The following is a 24,125-nucleotide window of genomic DNA, read 5'->3' on the forward strand; positions in this document are numbered from 1 at the left end:
TCCATTGCTAAAATAAAGAAGAATAGAATAAGAGAGGGGAATAGTATGTCTGTCATAGTTTCAGTTGTTATGGGAAGTACTTCTGATTGGCCAACAATGAAATATGCCTGTGATTGTTTAGAAGAGTTTGGTATTCCTTATGAAAAGAAAGTAATATCGGCACACCGTACACCAGATTATATGTTTAAATTTGCTGAACAGGCACGTGGACGAGGTGTTAAAGTGGTCATTGCAGGTGCTGGCGGTGCGGCACATTTGCCTGGAATGATTGCAGCTAAAACAACTTTACCAGTAATTGGTGTTCCAATTCAATCTAAAACATTGAATGGATTAGATTCATTACTGTCGATCGTTCAAATGCCAGGTGGAGTACCTGTTGCAACGACTGCGATAGGAAAAGCTGGGGCACTTAATAGCGGACTACTTGCAGTTCAGATGCTTTCCATGTATGATGTAGAGTTAGCAGGGAAATTAGATGCAAAACGTCAATTTCTTGAAGAAACTGTGATGGAAAGTAGTGATGAACTTGAATAAACCTTTACTACCGGGACAAATGATCGGTATTATCGGTGGCGGACAATTAGGTAGAATGATGGCTTTAAGTGCACGAGAAATGGGTTTTCGTGTGGGCGTCTTAGATCCAACTGTCGACTGTCCTGCTGCTCAAGTCGCTGATTGGCATTTATTAGCTGATTATGATGACATCGAGGCTTTAGAAGAGCTGGCTAATCGTTCCCAAGTCTTAACGTATGAATTTGAAAATGTTGATGTAGGAGCATTAGTTCATGTTCAGGATCTAGTAAGCATTCCTCAAGGGACGGATCTTTTGGCTATTACACAAGATCGCTTACTAGAAAAATCTTTTTTAGAATCAAACAACATCGTTATTGCACCATTTGCTACAATTGTAAGTCCGACAGATATCCAAGATGCCATTGATGGTATTGGCTATCCTTGTGTGTTGAAAACAACTCGTGGTGGGTATGATGGTAAAGGGCAGTTTGTTTTATATAGCACTTCTGACTTGGCCCCTTCGATGAATATTCTTAGAGAAGGGACTTGTGTATTAGAAGCTTGGATTCCTTTTGAAAAGGAAATTTCAGTTTTAGTTAGCGGAAATGGCCTTGGAGAGTATACTGTATTTCCTGTTGTTGAAAATATTCATCGGAATAATATTCTACATGAAACGATTGCTCCGGCAAGAGTCGATGAAGAAGTTATTGAGGAAGCTCAACGAATTGCACGTGTGATTGCAGAGTCGATCGATTTAGCTGGTACATTGGCTGTCGAAATGTTTCTGACAAGTAACGGCGGTATATATGTAAATGAGTTAGCACCAAGACCACATAACTCGGGACATTACTCGATTGAAGCTTGTTCTATGAGTCAATTTGATGCCCATATTCGTGGGATTTGCGGTTGGCCGTTACCAGAAGTTGAGCTATTGTCTGAGGCAGTGATGGTCAATATTTTAGGCAATGAGATTTATGAAACGATGGATGTGATTTCTGAAAAGCCGGATTGGCATTTTCATTATTACGGCAAAGCAGAGGCGAAAAAAGGGCGAAAAATGGGACATATCACTATTTTGACCGAGGATATTTTTGAAACACTAGAAGAGGTATATCAAACCAATATTTGGGATTAAAAAGGAGCAAAAAATCGAATGATCGATCGTTATACACGACCTGAAATGGGTGCTATTTGGACAGATGAGAATCGCTACAATGCTTGGCTAGAAGTAGAAATATTAGCAGATGAAGCCTGGGCTGAATTAGGGGATATTCCGAAAGAGGATGTTCAAAAAATCCGTGACAATGCCTCTTTTGATGTAGCGCGCATAGTAGAAATAGAAGCAGAAACGAGACACGATGTAGTGGCCTTTACTCGTGCAGTGTCAGAAACGTTAGGTGAAGAACGCAAATGGGTCCATTATGGTCTAACTAGCACTGATGTAGTGGATACTGCTTATGGTTATTTATTAAAACAAGCGAATGATATATTGCGAGAAGATTTAAACAAGTTTACTGCAATTATAGGTGAAAAAGCGAGAGAGCATAAACATACTGTAATGATGGGAAGAACTCATGGTGTTCATGCTGAGCCAACAACTTTTGGGTTGAAATTAGCTTTATGGTATTCTGAAATGAAACGAAATGTAGAACGTTTTGAACATGCCGCCAAAGGTGTAGAAGCTGGGAAAATTAGTGGTGCAGTAGGAACATTTGCAAACATCTCGCCGTTTGTAGAAGAGTATGTTTGTGAACATCTAGGGATTCGGGCGCAAGAAATTTCTACCCAGGTGTTACCACGAGACCTCCATGCAGAATATCTATCTGCTATGGCTTTAGTGGCGACAAGTATTGAGAAATTTGCGACTGAAATTCGTGGACTGCAAAAATCAGAAACTCGCGAAGTGGAAGAATTCTTTGCTAAAGGGCAAAAAGGCTCGTCAGCGATGCCTCATAAGCGCAACCCGATTGGTTCAGAAAATATGACTGGTCTTGCTCGTGTAATTCGCGGGCATATGATGACAGCCTATGAAAATGTGACGTTGTGGCATGAACGTGATATCTCTCATTCTTCTGCAGAGCGAATCATTATCCCTGATACAACGATCTTATTGGATTATATGTTGAACCGTTTTTCGAACATTGTTAAACATTTAACCGTATTTCCAGATAATATGAAACGAAATATGGAAGCGACCTATGGCTTGATTTACAGCCAACGTGTTTTGTTGAAGTTAATCGATCATGGCATGACAAGAGAAGCGGCATATGACCTAGTTCAGCCGAAAACGGCGTATGCTTGGGATCATCAAACAGCATTTCGACCACTTTTAGAAGCCGATGAAAAGATCACGTCAATTTTATCAAAAGAAGAATTAGACGACGCATTTGACTATAATTATCATTTAAAGAATGTTGATATTATTTTTGATCGCGTTGGTCTATCGTAAACTGAAAAATAGCAGCGGAGTCACATTAGTGTGATCCTGCTGCTATTTTTTTGCTCAAAGCATCTCTATGTAGCTGTCAAAATATTGTTCTATAAAATGAGTTTGCTCAAGTATTTCTTTTTCAGTGATTGATGATTTTTCAGGAATTACGACCCATTTTGTTTCATTATTGTCATTTCTATGAATCACGGCTGTTATCACACCGATAAAATGACTCAATGGATCGGACGTTGCGTTCAGAATATAGGCATCTTGTTCCTCCTCCTCTCCGCCGATCACACCAGCAATATAGCCATAGTTGATTGGATAGATCGTCCCGAATGAATCTTTGTAGCCGATTGGTCGGTCAATTGTTACGTTAACTTTTAATTTCTCCATAGTGTTTTCCTTTTTTTAGTTGAAAAATGACTAAAACGTTAAGCGTTTTAGCCATTGCTCTAGATAACTTCTAGTATTATCAAACTGTAAGTTCTTGAAAATTTCGCATTGGTGCTTTTACTGGAGCTTTCAACATAGAAAGTAAGTGATCAATAAAAAGATAATTACATTCTTGTGAGTTGAAATAGACATGGATACAGTAATTGTTTTTGAAAAAATGTTGCTCATGTATTTGGTGGATCACTAATTCGTTATTAAACTTATTCAGATAGCGGAAAGTTCGTTTCCGTCTTTCTGAATGTCGATGTAGCGCTCGTTTCAAATTTTTAAATGTGTAATAAGAACTATACTGATTTAATTTGTGGACTTCTTCTAATGCTAGTAAATCGTTATATAATTTTGTTCTTTCTTCCGGTACCAGTCCTGCCAAAAATTCCTGCGCCAAATTGTCATAATCGCTAGTCATCCTTGTATTCCCTCCCAAAAATCGTTACTGGAAAAATTAAAATAGTTTTTTTAATCTATTTTTGTTTAGCATATCATTTTTCTTGATAGTTGTAAATGCTTACAAGCTTTTTCTGTTTTCCACATTCGTTAGCTGATTTCCAAAAAAGGTCTAAATACGAACGTTCTTTATTTTTATGCAAATTAATGTTAACGAAAAGTTGACTGATAGTTTAACTCTTGTTAAACTGTAAACAAGTTAAATACGAACTATTTTAGTTTTATTTTAAAAAATGTACGTAAGGAGCGTTGTGTACCGTGAAACCAAAGTCTTTGTTATACGAAGGGAAAGCGAAACGATTGTTTGAAACAGATGATCCACAGATTTTATGGGTAGAATATCTAAATCAAGCAACGGCTTTGAATGGCGCTAGAAAAGATGCTATGGATGGAAAAGCCAGTTTGAATAATGAAATTACCGCTCTCATTTTCGAACAGCTAAAGCGAGCAAATCTTCAAAATCATTTTATTAAGAAAATATCAAAATGCGAACAATTAGTGGAGAAACTAGAAATAATTCCTTTAGAAGTGGTAATTCGAAATATTTCCGCAGGCAGCTTTGCGAAACGTTTGGCAATACCAGAAGGTAAGCCTCTTGAATTTCCAGTCTTAGAATTTTATTACAAAGATGATGATTTAGATGACCCATTTATCAATGACGACCACGTTAAAATTTTGAACCTTGCATCGAATCAAGAAATTGAGAGAATAAAAAATGAAGCTTATAAGATAAATAAAGCACTGAGCATTTTGTTTGAAGCAATTGATATCCGTTTGGTGGACTTTAAAATAGAGTTTGGCAGACGAGCAGATGGGACAGTTTTATTGGCAGATGAAATTACACCTGATACTTGTCGTTTGTGGGATAAACAAACAGATGAACATCTAGACAAAGACGTTTATCGCAGAAATTTAGGAGATCTTGTTCCAGTCTATCAAGAAGTTCTTAATCGTTTAAACAAAAGGTTTGATTAAAAATAAAGGAGAATCGACGATGATGTATGATGTGAAAATTTATGTTACGTACAAAGATTCAGTACTAGATCCACAGGGTGAAGCAGTCAAAGGAGCTATTCATCGACTAGGATTTGATGAGATTGATGCTGTTCGGATTGGTAAGTATTTTGAAATGAAGGTAATGAAAACAGATCAACCGATTGAAGGCGTCATTGAAGCCATTTGTGATAAGTTGTTGGCCAATGTCAATATGGAAACCTATCGATATGAAATCCAGGAGGAAAGATAAGATGAGATTTGCAGTACTCGTTTTCCCAGGATCAAATTGTGACATGGATCTACTATGGGCGGTCAAGGATATTTTAGGTGAAGAGGCTGAATATGTTCGTCATGATGCAGACAGCTTGGCTGGATTTGATGGCGTGCTGATTCCAGGTGGATTTTCGTATGGAGATTATCTTAGATGTGGTGCGATTGCTCGATTCTCAAAAGTCATTAGTGAAGTGATCCGTTTAGCAGATGAAGGAAAACCAATTTTTGGTACCTGTAATGGCTTTCAAATATTGACAGAAGCAGGACTTTTACCTGGAGCTTTACTTCGCAATGAATCGCTTCATTTTGTTTGTAAGACAACGCGTCTAAAAGTCGCAAATAATCAAACAAACTTTACCTCAGAATACCAAGAAAATGAAGTGATTGAACTCCCTGTGGCTCATGGAGAAGGGAATTATTATTGTGATGACGCAACTTTGAAGCAATTAAAAGAGAATCAGCAAATCGTTTTTACTTATGCGGATGAAAATCCTAATGGCAGTCTTGCAAATATCGCAGGCATCATTAATGAAAAAGGGAATGTTTTAGGGATGATGCCGCATCCAGAGCGCGCAGTCGAACGTTTGTTAGGATCGGATGACGGGCTACGCTTTTTCAAATCAATTGTAAAAAATTATGGAAAGAGTAGGGCAGATGCATGATGAAAGGAAAAGAGCCAACACCACAAGAAATTAAAGAACAACGCATTTATGCTGAATGGGGATTGACCGATGAAGAATATCGAATGATTGAACAAGATATTTTAAAACGTATGCCAAATTATACGGAAACAGGACTCTTTTCTGTCATGTGGAGTGAACACTGTTCCTATAAAAACTCAAAGCCCGTGTTAAGAAAATTTCCTACATCAGGTCCTCAAGTCATACAAGGACCTGGCGAAGGTGCTGGAATTGTAGATATTGGCGATGGTCAAGCAGTTGTTTTCAAAGCGGAAAGTCATAATCATCCTTCAGCTGTTGAACCGTATGAAGGAGCAGCAACGGGTGTTGGCGGTATAATCAGAGATATCTTTAGTATGGGCGCTAGACCGATTGCCATTTTAGATTCGCTACGTTTTGGTGAGCTAACCAACCAGCGAACCAACTATCTTTTAGAAGAAATTGTAGCAGGGATCAGTGGGTATGGCAATTGTATTGGCATTCCCACAGTGGGCGGTGAAATAGCTTTTGATCCATGCTATGAAGATAATCCTTTGGTAAATGCAATGTGTGTCGGGTTGATCGATCATAAAGACATCCAAAAAGGCCAAGCCAAAGGAGTTGGAAATGTGGTTATGTATGTTGGTGCGAAAACAGGACGCGACGGCATTCATGGCGCAACATTCGCTTCAGAGGAATTTGTAGCAGGCGAAGAACAACAGCGCTCGGCTGTTCAAGTCGGTGATCCGTTTATGGAAAAACTATTGCTTGAAGCATGCTTAGAGTTGATCTTAGAGCATGCGGATATTTTGGTGGGCATTCAAGATATGGGGGCTGCAGGATTAGTCTCATCAAGTGCGGAAATGGCTTCTAAAGCAGGTTCTGGTTTGATTTTAGAGTTGGATAATGTGCCTCAGCGTGAAACAGGAATGACGCCTTATGAAATGATGTTATCAGAATCACAAGAACGGATGTTGATTTGTGTAGAAAAAGGACATGAAGCAGAAGTCGTTGCGCTTTTTAAAAAATATGAATTAGATGCTGTCTCAATTGGCATCGTTACAGATGATGGATTATATCGCTTAAATCATAACGGTGTTGAAGTCGCAAATTTACCAGTCGATGCATTAGCAGAGGATGCCCCTGTGTACAATAAGGAGCGAAAAGTACCAGCAAGAATTGAAAATTTTGAGAAACAGGCTGATTTTCATCCAAACATTCTCAATGGTACAGAAACATTATTACGTTTATTACAGCAGCCGACGATCGCGTCTAAAAAAATGATCTACGAAACCTACGATGCCCAAGTACGCACCAATACTGTTGTATTACCAGGGAGTGATGCAGCTGTTTTACGCGTACGTGGAACGAAAAAGGCGCTTGCGATGACAACGGATTGTAATGCTAGATACCTTTATTTAAATCCAGAAATCGGCGGGCAAATTGCTGTGGCGGAAGCCGCAAGAAATATTGTAGCTAGCGGTGGACAACCCTTAGCTATCACAGACTGTCTAAATTATGGATCACCGGATAAGCCAGAAGGTTTCTGGGAGCTTTGGACTTCAGCTGATGGCATTGCTAAGGCTTGTGAAGTATTGGAAACACCAGTAATTTCAGGAAATGTTTCTTTATACAATGAGACCAATGGTAAGGCTATTTACCCAACACCAGTAATTGGCATGGTTGGTTTGATCACAGATTTATCACATATAACAACGCAAGAATTTAAACATGCAGGTGATTTGATCTATCTGATAGGTGAGACAAAAGCCGATTTCAATGGCAGTGAGCTACAAAAAATGATGTTGGGTTTTATAGAAGGTAAATTGATGGATTTTGACTTATCGATTGAAAAAGATATTCAGCAGTTTGTATTAACGGCAATCAAAGCTGGAGTGATTGAAAGTGCCCATGATTGTTCAGAAGGCGGTTTAGCAATCGCATTAGTTGAATCGGCCTTTAAAAATGAATTTGGTATGGATGTTGCTGTAGATACGCCAACAGCACTACTATTTTCTGAAACGCAGTCAAGATTTATTGTATCGATCAGGCCGGATAATCAAGCGTTGCTTGAAGAAATGAGTCAAAGAAATGCACAGTTCCTTGGAAAAGTAACAGATACAGGCGTAATTGAAATTCAAACAAATGATCAAAAAATCAGTATCATGACGCAAATGGCCAAAGAACTATGGGAGGAAGCAATTCCATGTCTTATGAAATGAAAAGTTTAAATGAAGAATGCGGAATTTTTGGCATTTGGGGACATCCAGATGCCGCACGGGTGACATACTTTGGTTTGCATAGTTTACAGCATCGAGGCCAAGAAGGTGCGGGAATTGTTTCTAATAATGAAGGGAAATTGAATGGCTATCGAGGGCTAGGATTGCTTTCAGATGTTTTTAAAGATGATCGTTCATTCGCTTCGTTAAGCGGAAATTCTGCAATTGGTCATGTTCGATATGCAACTTCTGGAAATGGAAGCGTGGATAATATTCAACCATTTTTGTTTAAATTTTATGATGGTGCATGTGGTTTAGCTCATAATGGTAATCTGACCAATGCGAAAAGCCTTCGTAAAGAATTAGAAAAAGAAGGTGCGATTTTTCATTCTAACTCAGATACCGAAATTTTGATGCATCTCATTCGTCGTAGCAAACAAATAACATTTATTGAACAACTAAAGGAAAGTTTACGAACGGTTAAAGGCGGTTTTGCCTACCTGCTGATGACTGAAACAGCTATGATCGCAGCGCTTGACCCTAATGCTTTTCGACCGTTATCTCTCGGACAAATGAAGAATGGAGCGTACGTGATTGCTAGTGAGACTTGTGCATTAGAAGTTAGCGGGGCAGCCTTTGTCTGTGATGTTGGACCAGGTGAAGTGGTCATTATCGACGATACGGGTTATAAAATAGAGAAATACACAGATGATACTCAGTATGCGATTTGCTCAATGGAATATATTTATTTTGCTAGACCAGATTCAAATATTGCCGGAATAAATGTGCATACAGCACGTAAAAATATGGGGAAACGCTTGGCTAAAGAAGCACCGATCGAAGCCGATATGGTGGTTGGAGTACCGAACTCATCATTATCAGCTGCGAGTGGTTACGCTGAGGCAAGCGGTATTCCTTATGAGATGGGCTTAGTGAAAAATCAATACATTGCACGCACCTTTATCCAACCTACTCAGGAGTTGAGAGAACAAGGCGTTAGGATGAAACTATCTGCAGTTCGTGGTGTAGTAGAAGGTAAAAGAGTGATCATGGTAGATGATTCAATTGTTCGTGGCACGACAAGCCGTCGTATTGTGCAGTTACTTAAAGATGCAGGAGCAAAAGAAGTTCATGTACGAATTGCGTCTCCGCCGTTGAGGTTTCCCTGTTTTTATGGTATCGACATCCAGACAAGAAAAGAATTGATTGCAGCTAATCACTCGGTAGCTGAAATCAAGAAGCTGATTACTGCTGATTCATTAAAGTTTTTAAGTGAACAAGGCTTGATTGAGGCGATTGGATTGAACTATGATGCGCCTTATTCAGGACTGTGTATGGCTTATTTCAATGGAGACTATCCAACGCCATTATATGATTATGAGGAGAAATACCAAGCATCTTTTAAAGAGAAGATCAGTTTTGTCTAGTCAGAAAAACGATTGAAAACTATTCTTTATCAAGATAAAACGAGCCTGCTCAGTTTTCTAAATAAGGAGGAACTATGATGGCAAATGCCTATGCAAAAGCTGGAGTTGATGTACAAGCTGGTTATGAAGTGGTGGAAAGAATCAAAAAACATGTCGAACGAACGGAACGTGCGGGTATGATGGGCGCGCTTGGCGGTTTTGGCGGTTGTTTTGATTTAAGTGTGGTAGATGTGAAGGAGCCCGTATTGATTTCAGGAACAGATGGTGTGGGAACCAAATTAATGATTGCGATCCAAGAAAATAAACATGAGACGATTGGGATCGATTGTGTGGCAATGTGTGTAAATGACATCGTTGCTCAGGGCGCGGAACCGCTCTATTTTTTAGATTATATTGCGACAGGAAAAAATGTACCAGAGCGTTTGGAATCTGTGGTTGCAGGCATTTCTGAAGGATGCATCCAAGCAGGTGCAGCGCTGATTGGCGGTGAAACAGCTGAAATGCCAGGGATGTATCAGGATGATCATTATGATTTAGCTGGTTTTGCTGTAGGGGTTGCTGAAAAAAGTCAATTAATCACGGGAAACAAGATTCAAGAAGGAGACGTTCTTCTAGGATTACCTTCAAGTGGGCTTCATTCAAACGGTTATTCACTTGTACGTAAAATTTTCTTTGAAAGCCATCGATTGACTGGAGAGAGCGCACTACCAGAACTCATGGGGAAAGTATTAGGAGAGGAATTACTGATCCCAACTAAAATTTATGTAAAATCATTACTCCCACTGATCAAACAGGAACTAGTGAATGGAATCGCCCATATTACAGGAGGCGGTTTTATAGAAAATATTCCAAGAATGCTTCCAGATCATTTGTCGGCAGAAGTGAAATTAGGAAGTTGGCCGCAGTTGCCGATTTTTACTGCATTGGAAACATACGGAGAAATTCCAGCTATGGAAATGTATGAGATTTTCAATATGGGAATAGGCATGGTTTTAGCTATTTCCCCAGAAAAAATTGATGCCGTTCAAATGATGTTAACTAAATGCGATGAACCAAGTTATATTCTCGGCAAGATAACGGCTAAATCGAAACAATCGATTGTGTTTAAAGAGGTGTAAAAATGAAGTTAGCAATATTTGCTTCAGGAAATGGCAGCAACTTTCAAGCAATTGTTGAAGCGTCAAGAGCTGGCTTGATTGCTGCTGAAATTACGTTATTATTTTGTGATAAAAAAGATGCTTATGTGATTCAGAGAGCTAGAGAATTATTGATTCCAGTTATTTCATTTTCACCAAACGATTTTGAATCAAAAGCACTATATGAAGCTGAAATCCTTCATTTACTTGAAGAAGAGCAAATCGATTTAGTTGTTTTAGCAGGTTACATGAGGATCATTGGCCCAACTTTGTTAGAAACTTTTTCAAATCGCTTGATCAATATACACCCTTCACTATTACCTCGTTTTCCTGGTCTTCATGGGATCAAAGATGCTTTTTGTGGTAATGTTTCTGAAACAGGTGTGACGATTCATTATGTGGATGATGGTGTTGATACAGGTCCGATCATAGCACAAGAAAAAATCTTGATTGAACCAACTGACACGCTCGATTCTTTAGAAAGAAAAATTCATAATGTAGAGCACAGGCTATATCCGAGTGTCCTAGCACAGCTTATTCAAACAAAACAGGGAGAGAAATCTGAATGATAAAAAAAAGAGCATTAATCAGTGTGTCAGATAAAACAGGCGTAGCAGATTTTGCCAAGGGCTTGGCGAAACAGGGAATCGAAATTATTTCAACAGGTGGTACAAAAGCGATGCTTGAACAAGCAGGTATTCAAACAATTTCGATTGAAGAAGTGACTGATTTTCCAGAAATGATGGACGGTCGTGTTAAAACCTTACATCCAAAGATTCATGGTGGTTTACTTGGTCGTCGTGATTTGAGTGAGCATATGGAGGCTATGGAAAGACATAACATTCAGCCGATTGATTTTGTTTGTGTCAATCTCTATCCGTTTAAGAAAACAATCTTAAAAGAGCATGTCACCCGAGAAGAAGCAATTGAAAACATTGATATTGGTGGTCCAAGTATGTTACGCAGTGCCGCTAAAAATTACCAATCTGTCACTGTCGTCGTTGATCCAAAAGATTATGATGAGGTATTATCGGAACTAGCCAGCGCAGGAGAAACAACCCTTCTTACAAGACAGAGGTTGGCTGCAAAAGTCTTTCGACATACAGCTGCTTATGATGCTTTGATTGCAGAATATTTAACTGAAGCAGTAGGAGAAAAAGAACCAGAAACACTAACTTTGACATATGATTTAAAACAGAGCTTGCGTTATGGGGAAAATAGCCATCAAAAAGCGGCATTTTATCAAAATGCTCTGCCACTTTCATTTTCGATTGCCAGTGCGAAACAATTGCATGGGAAAGAATTATCTTATAATAACATCAAAGATGCAGATGCAGCTATTCGTATCTCTAGGGAGTTTGACCAACCTGCAGTAGTAGCTGTTAAACATATGAATCCTTGTGGAGTGGGAATTGGTGAGACGCTTGATGAAGCGTATCAATATGCTTATCAAGCAGATCCACTCTCAATTTTCGGTGGGATCGTTGTTTTAAACCGTGAAGTTGATCTAAAAGTAGCTGAAAAGTTGCACCAATTGTTTCTAGAAATTATTATTGCCCCAAGTTTCTCGGATGAAGCACTTACAATTTTAAGTAGTAAAAAAAATCTACGATTGTTGACGCTTGATTTTTCTAAGAAATCTCAAGCGATAGAAGATGAAAAAGTTTCAGTCTTGGGTGGACTACTAATCCAAGATCAAGATATTATGAAAGAAGATGTCGAAAAATGGCAAGTTGTAACGAAAAGAAACCCAACAAGTGCTGAACGAACAGCGCTGGAATTTGCATGGAAAACGGTCAAACATGTTAAAAGCAATGCAATCGTTGTTGCCAACAGTCAGCAAACGCTTGGGATTGGTGCAGGCCAAATGAATCGCGTTGGTTCTGTCCAAATAGCCATCAAACAAGCAGGAGAAAAAGTGGAGGAAGCTGTTTTAGCGAGTGATGCATTTTTCCCAATGTCTGATAGCATAGAGTATGCTGGCAAACAGGGAATCAAAGCAATTATTCAGCCGGGTGGTAGTATCAAAGACCAAGAATCAATCGACATGGCAGACAAGTATGGTATTGCGATGGTGTTTACTGATAATAGACATTTTAGACATTAAAAGGAGAAGCAGATGGGATTAACTATTTTAGTGATTGGAAGTGGCGGCAGAGAACATGTGATTGCTCAAAAATTGATTCAAAGTCCTAGAGTTACAACAGTTTATTGTGCTAAGGGAAATGCTGGAATGATAAATGATGGTATTCAATTAGTCGATATTGCGGAAGATGATCATGTACAATTGATCCAATTTGCCAAGAAAAAGAAGGTGAGTTGGACTTTCGTTGGACCAGAAGTCCCTTTATTGAATGGTTTAGTTGATGATTTTACCGCTGCGGGTTTACTAGTGTTTGGTCCTACTAAAGCTGCGGCACTTATTGAAGGTTCTAAAAATTTTGCAAAAAAAATTATGGATAAATATCAAATACCAACAGCCGATTATCAAACCTTTGCTGATTTTGAATTGGCAAAAACATATGTATTAGAAAAAGGTGCACCTATTGTGATTAAGGCAGATGGTTTAGCGGCTGGAAAAGGTGTTGTAGTAGCAGATAGTGAGGCACAAGCAATAGAAGCTTTAAAAGCAATGCTGGAAGAAAATAAATTTGGCTTGAGCGGTGCGAAAGTCGTGGTGGAAGAATTCCTTTCCGGAGAAGAGTTTTCGTTACTAGCGTTTGTTCGTGATCATGAAGTTTTTCCTATGGTGATTTCACAAGACCATAAACGTGCATATGAAGGAGATACAGGTCCGAACACAGGTGGTATGGGCGCATATGCCCCAGTTCCGCAAATTTCTGATGCAATCGTCAAAGAAGCAATAGAGACGATCATCAAACCAGCTGCCCAAGGACTAGTGGATGAAGGCAGACCGTTCACAGGGATTTTGTATGCTGGGGTGATTGCCACAGAAACAGGTCCTAAAGTAATTGAATTTAATGCACGATTCGGGGATCCAGAAACTCAGGTTGTCTTGCAACGTTTAGAAAGTGATTTTGCTCAAATTATTGATGATTTACTAACAGGCACACAACCAACCGTTCTGTGGAAAAAAGATGGCTATAGCTTAGGAGTAGTTGTTGCAGCGAAAGGTTATCCAAGCAATAGTGAATTAAACTATCCAATTCCAGATTTTTCGCGGATACAAACAGGACAAGTTTACTATGCAAGTGTAAAAGAGCAAGCTGGACAATTAGTTTCAGATGGTGGTCGTATCTATCTTATAGAAGCTAGCGGGGAAACCTTGAAAGCAGCACAGAATGCTGTTTATGGCATTCTAAATATGGTCAATACAGAAGGAACTTTTTACCGTAGAGATATTGGTTTTAAGGGTGTGACGTTCAACTAAAAGAAGAGGGATTTTTCCTCCTCTTTTAGTTGTCTATCCGTTGTTTTAGACTCGATCTTTTTGATTTGTTTTCTTAAAAGCCCCTTCACACCGCTGAGCTGTGTGATATAATCAGTTTGAAGGGAAGTTGACTAATGGAAGATAAACTAAATAAACATGTATCAGTTTCTATTACAGATGTAAAACAATCACCAATGAGCATTTTTGAAACAGCAAAAGAGAAAAATACAGGTGTTTACATTTACAATAGAAAAAAAATCGCCGGAGTGATGTTAACGGCTGAACAATATGAAGCGCTAATTAAGCAAAAAACGCAAGAGCAAGGACAGGACGTAAAAGTGGCAGAATTGAATCAAGCAATTCGCCAAAAAATTGCTTTTGGCTCCTTAACATCAACTAAAATTTTAGATGACCATTTGGTCTCATTAGGATTTATTACGAAGAAAATTGAAATAGAAGATTATAGTGAAATGATGAATGAATTAAATGAAACTGGTAAAATTGACTATCATTTTCAGAAAAAAGAAGATCGTACAAGCATTTTAGCTGAAGTGATTGGGGAACAAAGTAATCAATCTCATTTATCAGATAAATTAATTGTGAAAAAAATTCATCTTAGAGTGGATTAATCAAATATTCAGATTGTACAAATGAATCAGAAAAAACCAAGGTGGGACAGAAGCGATTGCTTCTGCTCCCACTGTTTGTACGTTTTCCTTTTATTTTCAAATATGTAGAACAAGCTATTGGAAATCAACCATATGGCCACGATAGCGTTTTGGTAAATGAGAAAGTTGAGCTCGTTCATTTTTTCTTTCTTCAATCGTAACGGCTTTAAGAAAGAAACGCCAGTTTTCTTGAATCCCTTGTTCAGTTTCGTTGGAATCAAATGTTGGTGGCGCACTATTTTCAATAAATTTAATTTGTCCATTTTCGATAATTCCCAGTAAGCGGTGTGTTTCATCATAAATTATAAGTGTCTCTTTGGGGTACCTTTTGGCAAAATGGGGACAAAGGTACGGTAATGAAAAGTGTTTAGGAGCAATAGTACTGTAAAGTGAATCACCTACATACTCAAATCGAATAAAACCAGTTAATGCATGGACTTCACTAAATAAAGCGTTTAAAGCATTTTGAAGAGCTAAAATGGACGGGTGTCCTAAGTGATTAGTCAATAAACTATCAGTTGTCAAGCTGATTTTAACAGCGTCTAGCAAACAGCGTTCTTTATCTCTCAATGAACAATAAAAACCATCAATAATAAATTGCCAATTTTCTTTTCGTAATCGTTCGGTCAGGCGAGCTTGAATTCTTTGAGCCAGTACTTCGTCTGTTGCGATCCAATGACTAGCAAATAAATTTTCGATCGCATTATCTGACGTTACAATGATTTCAGGAAATACTCGTTTTTTAAAGGCATGATAAATAATCGTTAAAAAACCATAAAAACTACCATCATATTCCCAAGTTTCTGTGGTTTCTTCAATGTGCATAACGGGATTCCTTTCGTTTGGTTGTCTCAAAACGTTCAACATCAAACAGGGATAATTGTTCTTGCTGCGATTGACTGTTGCTCTTTTTTAATGTTTCGTATTGGCGAGAAGAAATCAAAGAAGAAATGATCCATTCAGGATCGTCGTTCAATCCAGGTTGGCGAACACCATTGCAACTGATAAAATATTGCGCTCGCTTAATCACAACGCCTAATTTTTTTAAATCTGATAAATGTAATTGATAATACTTTCTAGCTTTTAAAATATTTTGTGCACTTTTTGGTCCGATTCCAGGGATTCTTAGCAAACGCTCATAAGAAGCCGATTGTACATCGATTGGAAACTGCTCATAGTTTTGGACTGCCCAGTTGGCTTTAGGGTCTAAGTATAAATTAAAATTCGGTTTATCTTCGGATAAAATTTCATCGGCAGAAAATCGATAAAAGCGTAACAGCCAATCTGCTTGGTACAATCGATGCTCTCTTAATAAGGGGGGGTCAGTTGTAATCGCTGGTAGTAAAGAATCTTGATTTACAGGGATATATGCAGAATAATAAACTCTTTTTAATTCATATTTTTTATATAAATTTTCGGCAATCTTAACAATTGCATGATCGCTTTCGGGAGAAGCACCGATAATCATTTGTGTCGATTGACCAGCAGGAACAAATGGGGACTGTTTTTTTAAAGCGGGTACTTGGACAAGTTCTTTCTTCTTATGCGTGATTTGTTTCATAGGTTTATATAAAGCAAAAGGATCTTTGTCAGGTGCTAATAATTTCAGGCTTTCTTTTGAAGGCAATTCGACATTCACACTCATACGATCAGCTAAAAAGCCTAATTCTTCAATTAATTTTTCATCTGCACCTGGAATGGCCTTCACGTGGATATACCCTTTAAATCCTTTTTCGTAGCGTAAGATCTTCAATGTTTTAATCAATAATTCACTCGTATAATCGACATTTTTTATAATAGCCGAACTTAGAAAAAGCCCCTCAATATAATTTCTCATGTAAAAGTCCATCGTTAAATCAGCCACTTCTTTTGGCGTGAAGGTGGCCCGAGGGATCGTATTAGATTTTCTGTTGATACAATAATGACAATCAAAAATACAAGCATTTGTAAAAAGTAGTTTTAAAAGCGAGACGCACCGGCCATCGCTCGTGAAAGAATGACAAATTCCAGCTGTTGCAGTACTACCTACAGTTCCTTTTCGCGAGTTATCAGTAACCCCGCTACTGGAACAAGATACGTCGTATTTTGCTGATTCAGCAAGAATTTCTATTTTTCTAGATAAATCCATTACAAGCCCTCATCTCTAAAATTTACGGAACATATGTTCCTAATTTAGCAAGAAGTATTGATTTTGTCAAAACTGAAAATAAAAAATATGAGTGGAATAAAACTAAAAAATCAGTTTCATTCCACTCACGTTTTTTATTGTTTTTTTAAGTCTAGATATCGTTCAAGATAATCAGCTAAACCATCTTCATCATTCGTTTTATCCGTAACATCATTGGCTACAGATTTGATCTTATCTGTTGCATTTTTCATTGCAACACCCCAACCAACGTAATCGAGCATTTCTTCATCGTTGTGTTCATCACCAAATGCGATGATGTCAGAACGTTTCACGTTTAAGTAATTTGCGACTTGTTCGACCCCTTTCGCTTTTTGGATGCCTTTTGAAACGATTTCTAAAATCGGTGTGGGTCCACCCCAAGTTCGAACATCTACATAATCACCATATTGTTTCATTAAAGAGTCAGAAACATGCTCTGCTTGCTCTTTGGAAGTCCGAACCATCATTGAAGTTGGATCTGTCAGTAAATTTTTAGTTGTCAAAAGGTTACTAGGCGTTGCTTCTGAGGCGAAGAAACCTGAATCAAAGTAATCTAAGCTATCAATATAAAATGTTTCTTTATTTTCTGCCGCTACAAAATCAAGATTTAAGGCTTTCTTTTGAGCTAAAATATCAAAAACTAAATCTCTTTGGATTCCAGTTTCTTTTTCGTCAGACCATTGTTTTTCTGGCATATGAACAAGAGCACCGTTGAAATTGACCATCGGAGTTGCTAACCCCAGTTGACGATAGAATTGACCGCTCATTCGATAAGGGCGACCAGTAACAATGCTGACATAGTGCCCGTGTTGCATTGCGTTTTTTAAGGCTTGTTCAGTCGTGTCACTAATCAGTGACTGTCCATTTAACGTTGTACCATCTAAATCGATTGCAATTAATTTTTTCAAAGTCGTTCCTCCCGGAAAGTTTTCTTTCACTTAGTCTAGCACAAAATAGCAGAATGACAAGTTTTCAAGAAAATTTTTGAAAATAATGTCTATATGATACACTAGATAAAAAAGGACGGTGAATCATTTGAATCAAAGATATCGTTGGTTAGTAAGAATAGGGACGGTGTTCTACTGCTTGTATATGCTGTTCTTTGCTAAGGTGTATCATTTTATGGCGCTGAATGTTTTGTTAGCCTATATTCCATTAGAACTAAGCTTTCATTTTAAAAAAGCGACCAAGCAACTCTTTTTTCTGTTAGGAATGTTCTGGCTATTATTTTATCCCAATGCACCATACTTATTTACTGATTTTTTTCATTTAGAACAATTACCTATTTACCATGGGATGAATCAGTTGTTCGGGCAATCATTGTCGGCGTGGTTATCTTTCAGTTTGCTGACTATCGGAATTTGTGTGTACGGTTATTTAGGTATGGCGACATTGATTACAATAATAAAGGAATGTTATCGCAGAGGGCTAATTAAAAGCCGATGGCACGGTGTTATTTTTGTCATAGTTATTAATGCATTATCTAGCTTGGCTATATTTGTTGGACGTTTTGATCGTTTGCACAGTGTCCATTTATTGACGAAACCTATTCAAACAATCCAAATTATTTTTCTTCAGTGGTCGGTGGATAAAGGGTTATTCATTATTTTATTGACAGGATTGCAGCTTATTTTATTCGCTTCTATTATTGGAGTAAGAGCGTTAGACTCAGAAGTAGATGGTGAAAAGCTATATTGACAGTGTGTTTGGAAATTGTTACTCTTTAACTAAGTATATTTGGAAATAATTGAAGAGGAGTTACATACATGAAAAAGTGGCAAAGCTCTTTATTAACTAGTTTATTGATGATTGGTATCGTTAGCAGTACTACAGTTGGGGCTGAAGTTGCTGTTGCCCAAACAGAAAATGGAACAAATACATCGATGCAACAACAACCGACGCAAACTGAAGAAATTCCCTTTCAAATTTTGGGTATCAATGATTTTCATGGTGCTTTGAATACATCAGGTTCGTTTTTTGACGATGAAGGTAAAAAAACGGTAAACACAGGAACCGCTCCGTTACTAGCTGCCTATTTGAATCATGCACAGGAACAATTTTCTATAGCAAATACTGGGGGACAAACTATACGCGTGCAAGCAGGAGATATGGTTGGTGCAAGTCCTGCAAGTTCAGGTCTGCTTCAAGATGAGCCAACGATAAAGGTATTGAACCAAATGGATTTTTCCATAGGAACATTAGGTAATCATGAATTTGATGAAGGTTTACAAGAGTTTAATCGAATTATGCTTGGAGAAAATCCGCAAAATGATCCGTATGGTATTCTGACAGCGTATCCAAGAGAAGAATCCAAAACCCAGATCGTGATTGGCAATGTTGTTAAAAAAGGAACAGAAGAAATTCCTTTTGGGTGGAAACCATATGCGATCAAAGAGGTAGGGACAGCAAATAATAAGGTGAAGGTTGGCTTTATTGGTGTGGTAACAACTGAAATTCCTAACCTAGTTTTAAAAGAACATTATGAAGCGTATGATTTTTTAGATGAAGCTGAAACAATTGCTTATTACTCAAGTCAATTAAGGAAGCTTGGCGTGAATGCCATTGTTGTTTTAGCTCATGTACCTGCAACAAGTAAGGCTAATAAGGTTGATGGTGAAGCAGCTGAAATCATCAAACAAGTCGATAAATTATATCCTGATAACAGTGTAGATGCTTTTTTTGCGGGACATAATCACCAGTATACAAACGGTGTAGTCAATAAAACGAGAGTAGTCCAGTCCACCTCTCAAGGAAAAGGATATATCGATTTACAAGGAACACTTGATCCAAAGACTAATGATTTTGTAGAGACACCGAATGCGAGAGTTTTACCAGTTGATCCAGCTAATAAAACGGCTCCGAAAATAGATAAAAAAGTAGATGCTGTGGTGAAAGATGCGGAAGAACGTGTTGCCATGGTAACAAATAAAAAAATTGGAACGGCGAAAGAAGCTTCTGCAATTACACGAGAGGTTAATGGATCGAAAGAATCTCCTTTGGGAAATCTGATTACGGACAGTCAAGTTGCAATGGCTCATGCACAAGGGATCAATGCTGATTTTGCCATGACTAATAATGGCGGAATTCGTGCTGATTTAGTGGTTGGCGAAGATCGCACAATTACTTGGGGCGCTGCTCAAGCTGTTCAGCCATTTGGGAATATCCTGCAAGTCGTTGAAATGACTGGTTCTCAGATTGAACAAGTCTTAAATGAGCAATATGATGAAGAGGAACGCTACTTCTTACAGATTTCTGGTTTAACGTATACCTATGTAGCAACTGATAACAAGGAACAACCGTTCAAAGTACAAGAAATGTATGAAAAAGACGGTACACGAATGCAAGCAGAACAAGCGTATCAGGTCGTAATCAATGACTTTTTATATGGTGGAGGAGACGGTTTTGCTGGGTTTACACAAGCAACGTTAGTCAATGCGATGCAACCAGATACAGAGACTTTTATTGGATATATTGAAAGTCAGGAAGCTACAGGGGAATTGATTGCAGCATCGATTGAAAATCGAAAAAAATTAGCTGATCCCACAGATCCAGTTGATCCACCAATTATTGAGCCCAATGAGGCGGAAGAAAGAATCAAGAAAGCAACGATTTTCGATCCTTTGTACGAAGATGATGAGCTTTTAAGAGGCGTGACGTTGCCGAATGCAAAAATCGTTCTTTATGTTGGCGAACTTCCAGAGACAAAAACTAGAACCATCGCACTGCCTGAAGGTGATTTAGTTGGACAAGCGGATTCAGAAGGACGGATCAAGCTCAACGTTACTTCGTTAAAAATCAAAGATAAAAAGAAATTGACTGTAATAGTGTTAGATGAAGAACAAAATAAAGCAATTTTCTCATTAGCTATTTTACCAAAAAGAGAAGTGACTCTAGAGACAACGAACACTAAAGAGCTTGCCAAAACGAGCACTGGAAAAGAATTACCGAAGACTGGTGAAAAAGAAGCCGCTTCTATTATGTTAAGTGGTATAGTGATTTTGGGAATATGTGGGACTCATCTAATAAAAAGAAAAATTTTATAATAGTAAAAAGCGTTATAGTCGTTGGAGAGAACTGGCGATTGTATCGCTTTTTTTACATCTACAGACACAAACACGAACATTAATAACAATTAATGAGATTAAAGTTAATATTTTGTTGAAATAGACTAAACTCTAACTTATACTTTAAAAGTATTCATCAGGAAAAGCAAGATGCACTTATTATTTTAACGAACGTGTTAGTATTCTGATGAAATTTTAGTAAAGAGGAGCGAAACAATTTCATGGAAAAGTTTTTCAAATTAAAGGAAAACAAAACAAACGTCTCAACTGAAATGATGGCAGGGGTAACCACATTTTTTGCGATGAGCTACATTTTATTCGTTAATCCATCAATTTTATCTCAAACAGGAATGCCTTTTCAAGCAGTATTTCTAGCAACGATTATCGCATCGATCATTGGAACATTGATTATGGGACTTTTTGCAAATGTTCCTTATGCACAAGCTCCAGGAATGGGACTAAATGCTTTTTTCACTTTTACAGTAGTTTTTGGTTTGGGTTATACATGGCAACAGGCATTAGCAATGGTCTTTATCTGTGGTTTGATCAATGTTTTGATTACTGTTACAAAAATTCGTAAATTGATCATTAATGCAATACCTGAGAGTATGCAGCATGCCATCGGCGGAGGTATCGGTATTTTTGTTGCGTATGTGGGGATCAAAAATGCAAAATTATTAGATTTTACAGTTCAAGCTGAGCCAAAAAATGGCGCTGTTAATGGGGATAGTATTGTTCCTGCTTTGGGGAATTTTAATAATCCTGAAATTATATTAGCGGTGATAGGTTTAGTGATTACAACGATTTTAGTCGTTTTAAATATTCGCGGAGCGATTCTAATCGGTATCGTTGTAACGACAATCATTGCAATCCCAATGGGTGTGGTCAATGTTTCATCGATTAACTGGCAGGAAAATTCTTTAGGAAACTCTATTGGTGCTTTAGGAACGACTTTTGGTGCCGCTTTTGGTGCTGATGGTATGCAATCACTGTTTAGTGATGCTTCGAAAATCCCTCAGGTGTTGATGACAGTCATTGCCTTTAGTTTATCCGATACATTTGATACGATCGGTACATTTATTGGTACTGGCCGTCGCACGGGGATCTTCTCGAAAGAAGATGAATTGGCTTTAGAGGATAGTAAAGGTTTTTCTACAAAAATGGATAAGGCATTATTTGCAGATGCGATTGCAACATCGATCGGTGCGGTATTTGGAACATCTAATACCACGACTTATGTAGAAAGTGCTGCAGGGATTGGTGCTGGTGGTCGGACTGGTTTAACGTCTGTTATTGTTGCTGCCTTATTCGCATTGAGCAGTTTGTTGTCTCCGCTGATTGCAATTGTCCCGGCACAAGCAACAGCTCCTGCACTGATTTTAGTTGGTGTGATGATGTTAGCATCGTTCAAAGATATTGACTGGACTAATCTAGAAGAAGCAGTACCAGCATTTTTTGCATCGATCTTTATGGGATTATGCTATAGTATTTCATACGGAATTGCTGCAGGATTTATTTTTTACGCAGTAGTTAAAGTTGCAAAAGGAAAAATCAAAGAAGTTTCGCCGATTCTCTGGGTGGTCAATGCTTTGTTTATTTTAAACTTTATTATTTTAGCAATTTTATAAAATGACTTGATTTTAAAGCTTGACTATCGATTGATAGTTGAGCTTTTTTCATTTTTGACAATTATTTTTTGAGAGATTGCATATTTTGGAGTATAGTTAATAGTGAAGAATTTGTGAGGTGTGCGTGAAAATGAAAATTGATTGGAAAAAGAATTTGATGGTTGCTTGGTTAGGTTGTTTCTTCACAGGAGCCAGTATTAGCTTGGTGATGCCGTTTATTCCTGTTTATGTTGAACAATTAGGAACGCCAAAAAGTCAAGTTGAGCTGTTTTCAGGTCTTGCAATCGCGGTTACTGCATTTGCAGCGGCGATCGTAGCACCAATCTGGGGGAATTTAGCAGATAGGAAAGGACGCAAAGTCATGATGATCCGGGCTGCTGCCGGAATGACGATCACGATGGGTTCATTGGCTTTTGTGCCTAATGTATACTGGTTGTTAATCATGCGTTTTTTTAATGGAATTCTTTCAGGATATATTCCGAATGCAACAGCAATGATCGCCTCACAAGCACCTAAGGAAAAAAGTGGTTGGGCATTAGGTACGTTATCAACAGGGGCTATTGCAGGAAATTTGATTGGACCTTCGATCGGCGGTGCCCTAGCTCAATGGTTTGGCATGGAGAATGTTTTCATTATTACGGGAATCGTCTTGCTGATCACAACATTATTGACCATTTTTATGGTGAAAGAAGATTTTCAGCCTGTTGAGAAAAAAGACTTATTAAGTACCAAAGAGATTTTTTCAAAAATGGAACATGTCTCAATTCTCATTGGTTTATTTGTAACCACGTTGATTTTACAAATTGGTGTGACAAGTATTAGTCCAATTCTAACGTTGTATATCCGCTCATTGAGTCAAGATACGGGAAATATATTATTTATTAGTGGGTTGATTGTTTCTGTTGCAGGGGTTTCAGCAGTGATCTCTTCTCCGATACTAGGAAAACTTGGAGATCGAATTGGCAATCATAAAGTGTTACTAGCGGGATTGATTTTATCGATGATTTGTTATATTCCGATGGCTTTTGTTAAAACACCGTTTCAATTAGGACTATTACGTTTCTTCCTAGGTTTTTCAACAGGTGCTTTAATGCCTTCGATTAATACATTGATCAGTAAGATCACGCCAACCGAAGGCGTCAGCCGAATATACAGTTATAATCAGATGTTTAGCAATTTCGGACAAGTTTTAGGTCCTATGATTGGCTCAACTGTCGCACACGGAATGGGCTATAGTGCTGTATTTATTGTGACAGCTTGTTTTGTACTAGGAAATATCTGTTTATCGTTGTTTAATTTCCGCAAAATTTTAAATAAAAGACTTTAAACGGTTGAAAACATAAAAAAACCAGTTACAATGTTTGTAGTAACTGGTTTTTTTATAATGATGCTTTTTAAGGTTAAAAGCTAAATACTACTTTTAGTTATTGAACACTTTTAGTGGTTTCTTTTTTTGGTAATGCAAATTGACCAATCAATAAGATAATCACGCCGGTAATCAATGATATAACGGTTGTCAGCATAAAATCATAAGTTCCGCCATTTAAGGCACCACCGATATAGCCAACGACTTGTCCAAGTAAAAAAGACCACAACAATACAAGAATGTAACGCATGGATTGCACCTCTTTTCTAGCTATAGTTTAGCACAAT

Annotated in this window: 23 protein-coding genes; 17 read left to right on the top strand and 6 right to left on the bottom strand. The window is 38.0% G+C overall.

The annotated features are described in order from the left end of the window. The first annotated feature begins 45 nt into the window (after window positions 1–45). Genes purE through purB form a run of 3 tightly spaced genes read left to right on the top strand, consistent with a single transcriptional unit; the run spans window position 46 to window position 2,962 of the window. Complete coding sequence (gene purE, locus IGJ50_RS07015) at window positions 46–534, top strand: 5-(carboxyamino)imidazole ribonucleotide mutase (protein WP_069640839.1); 489 nt, start codon at window positions 46–48, stop codon at window positions 532–534. Continuing rightward, window positions 518–1,648 carry a 5-(carboxyamino)imidazole ribonucleotide synthase gene (gene purK, locus IGJ50_RS07020; protein WP_069640838.1) on the top strand — a complete coding sequence of 377 codons (1,131 nt, stop codon included), beginning with the start codon at window positions 518–520 and terminating at the stop codon, window positions 1,646–1,648. The genes purE and purK overlap by 17 nt, the downstream gene beginning before the upstream one ends. Window positions 1,649–1,666: 18 nt before the next feature. Further along, window positions 1,667–2,962 carry an adenylosuccinate lyase gene (gene purB / locus IGJ50_RS07025; RefSeq protein ID WP_069640837.1) on the top strand — a complete coding sequence of 432 codons (1,296 nt, stop codon included), beginning with the start codon at window positions 1,667–1,669 and terminating at the stop codon, window positions 2,960–2,962. A gap of 54 nt (window positions 2,963–3,016) precedes the next feature. Here purB and IGJ50_RS07030 read toward each other — a convergent pair whose 3' ends face one another. Next, the gene (locus tag IGJ50_RS07030) at window positions 3,017–3,340 is read right to left on the bottom strand and encodes an inorganic pyrophosphatase (protein ID WP_069640836.1); all 324 of its coding nucleotides are present in this window, start codon (window positions 3,338–3,340) and stop codon (window positions 3,017–3,019) included. Window positions 3,341–3,419: 79 nt separating this feature from the next. Then, window positions 3,420–3,806 carry a hypothetical protein gene (locus IGJ50_RS07035; RefSeq protein ID WP_069640835.1) on the bottom strand — a complete coding sequence of 129 codons (387 nt, stop codon included), beginning with the start codon at window positions 3,804–3,806 and terminating at the stop codon, window positions 3,420–3,422. Window positions 3,807–4,102: 296 nt separating this feature from the next. Between IGJ50_RS07035 and purC the strand changes: the two genes are divergently transcribed. From purC to IGJ50_RS07085, 10 genes are all read left to right on the top strand, one after another. Continuing rightward, the gene (gene purC, locus IGJ50_RS07040; RefSeq protein ID WP_069640834.1) at window positions 4,103–4,819 is read left to right on the top strand and encodes a phosphoribosylaminoimidazolesuccinocarboxamide synthase; all 717 of its coding nucleotides are present in this window, start codon (window positions 4,103–4,105) and stop codon (window positions 4,817–4,819) included. Window positions 4,820–4,841: 22 nt separating this feature from the next. Then, window positions 4,842–5,090 (top strand): phosphoribosylformylglycinamidine synthase subunit PurS, encoded by a 249-nt coding sequence (purS, locus tag IGJ50_RS07045; RefSeq protein ID WP_207120555.1) that lies wholly within the window; start codon window positions 4,842–4,844, stop codon window positions 5,088–5,090. A gap of 1 nt (window position 5,091) precedes the next feature. Further along, window positions 5,092–5,775: a phosphoribosylformylglycinamidine synthase subunit PurQ gene (gene purQ, locus IGJ50_RS07050; RefSeq protein ID WP_207120532.1), complete on the top strand. Its 684-nt coding sequence runs from the start codon at window positions 5,092–5,094 to the stop codon at window positions 5,773–5,775. Next, the gene (purL, locus tag IGJ50_RS07055) at window positions 5,772–7,994 is read left to right on the top strand and encodes a phosphoribosylformylglycinamidine synthase subunit PurL (RefSeq protein ID WP_429949631.1); all 2,223 of its coding nucleotides are present in this window, start codon (window positions 5,772–5,774) and stop codon (window positions 7,992–7,994) included. The genes purQ and purL overlap by 4 nt, the downstream gene beginning before the upstream one ends. Further along, complete coding sequence (gene purF, locus IGJ50_RS07060; protein WP_429949633.1) at window positions 7,979–9,418, top strand: amidophosphoribosyltransferase; 1,440 nt, start codon at window positions 7,979–7,981, stop codon at window positions 9,416–9,418. Before purL ends, purF begins: the two co-directional genes overlap by 16 nt. A gap of 77 nt (window positions 9,419–9,495) precedes the next feature. Beyond that, on the top strand, window positions 9,496–10,536 hold the full coding sequence (gene purM / locus IGJ50_RS07065) for a phosphoribosylformylglycinamidine cyclo-ligase (RefSeq protein WP_069640830.1): 1,041 nt from the start codon (window positions 9,496–9,498) through the stop codon (window positions 10,534–10,536). A 2-nt stretch (window positions 10,537–10,538) separates the two neighbouring features. Continuing rightward, a complete protein-coding gene (gene purN / locus IGJ50_RS07070; protein ID WP_207120528.1) occupies window positions 10,539–11,123 on the top strand; it encodes a phosphoribosylglycinamide formyltransferase in 585 nt (194 codons plus the stop codon). Further along, window positions 11,120–12,661, top strand: coding sequence for a bifunctional phosphoribosylaminoimidazolecarboxamide formyltransferase/IMP cyclohydrolase (gene purH, locus IGJ50_RS07075; protein WP_429949636.1), 1,542 nt, complete (start codon window positions 11,120–11,122; stop codon window positions 12,659–12,661). The genes purN and purH overlap by 4 nt, the downstream gene beginning before the upstream one ends. 12 nt (window positions 12,662–12,673) lie before the next feature. Then, entirely contained in the window at window positions 12,674–13,945 is a 1,272-nt protein-coding gene (gene purD / locus IGJ50_RS07080; RefSeq protein WP_207120526.1) for a phosphoribosylamine--glycine ligase, read from the top strand. A gap of 134 nt (window positions 13,946–14,079) precedes the next feature. Next, the gene (locus IGJ50_RS07085) at window positions 14,080–14,574 is read left to right on the top strand and encodes a prevent-host-death protein (RefSeq protein ID WP_069640826.1); all 495 of its coding nucleotides are present in this window, start codon (window positions 14,080–14,082) and stop codon (window positions 14,572–14,574) included. Window positions 14,575–14,688: 114 nt separating this feature from the next. On the opposite strand, the gene IGJ50_RS07090 is transcribed toward IGJ50_RS07085, so the two are convergent. From IGJ50_RS07090 to IGJ50_RS07100, 3 genes are all read right to left on the bottom strand, one after another. Then, a complete protein-coding gene (locus IGJ50_RS07090; RefSeq protein ID WP_069640825.1) occupies window positions 14,689–15,438 on the bottom strand; it encodes a TIGR03915 family putative DNA repair protein in 750 nt (249 codons plus the stop codon). Next, complete coding sequence (locus IGJ50_RS07095) at window positions 15,428–16,741, bottom strand: putative DNA modification/repair radical SAM protein (protein WP_429949639.1); 1,314 nt, start codon at window positions 16,739–16,741, stop codon at window positions 15,428–15,430. Before IGJ50_RS07095 ends, IGJ50_RS07090 begins: the two co-directional genes overlap by 11 nt. 134 nt (window positions 16,742–16,875) lie before the next feature. Continuing rightward, a complete protein-coding gene (locus IGJ50_RS07100) occupies window positions 16,876–17,688 on the bottom strand; it encodes a Cof-type HAD-IIB family hydrolase (protein WP_429949641.1) in 813 nt (270 codons plus the stop codon). 184 nt (window positions 17,689–17,872) lie between these two features. Here IGJ50_RS07100 and IGJ50_RS07105 point away from each other — a divergent pair, with 184 nt between their 5' ends. From IGJ50_RS07105 to IGJ50_RS07120, 4 genes are all read left to right on the top strand, one after another. Then, a complete protein-coding gene (locus IGJ50_RS07105; protein ID WP_429950049.1) occupies window positions 17,873–18,478 on the top strand; it encodes a DUF1361 domain-containing protein in 606 nt (201 codons plus the stop codon). 68 nt (window positions 18,479–18,546) lie between these two features. Continuing rightward, window positions 18,547–20,823: a 5'-nucleotidase C-terminal domain-containing protein gene (locus tag IGJ50_RS07110; RefSeq protein ID WP_429949642.1), complete on the top strand. Its 2,277-nt coding sequence runs from the start codon at window positions 18,547–18,549 to the stop codon at window positions 20,821–20,823. A 242-nt stretch (window positions 20,824–21,065) separates the two neighbouring features. Then, entirely contained in the window at window positions 21,066–22,472 is a 1,407-nt protein-coding gene (locus tag IGJ50_RS07115) for an NCS2 family permease (RefSeq protein WP_429949644.1), read from the top strand. Between the two features lie 130 nt (window positions 22,473–22,602). Then, window positions 22,603–23,799, top strand: a complete 1,197-nt coding sequence (locus IGJ50_RS07120) for a multidrug efflux MFS transporter (RefSeq protein ID WP_069640819.1) — start codon at window positions 22,603–22,605, stop codon at window positions 23,797–23,799. A 97-nt stretch (window positions 23,800–23,896) separates the two neighbouring features. On the opposite strand, the gene IGJ50_RS07125 is transcribed toward IGJ50_RS07120, so the two are convergent. After that, entirely contained in the window at window positions 23,897–24,088 is a 192-nt protein-coding gene (locus IGJ50_RS07125) for a YjzD family protein (RefSeq protein ID WP_069640818.1), read from the bottom strand. Window positions 24,089–24,125 lie beyond the last annotated feature (37 nt).

This window comes from Enterococcus sp. AZ101 (genome assembly GCF_050499005.1).
GTDB classification, from domain to species: domain Bacteria; phylum Bacillota; class Bacilli; order Lactobacillales; family Enterococcaceae; genus Enterococcus_L; species Enterococcus_L ureilyticus.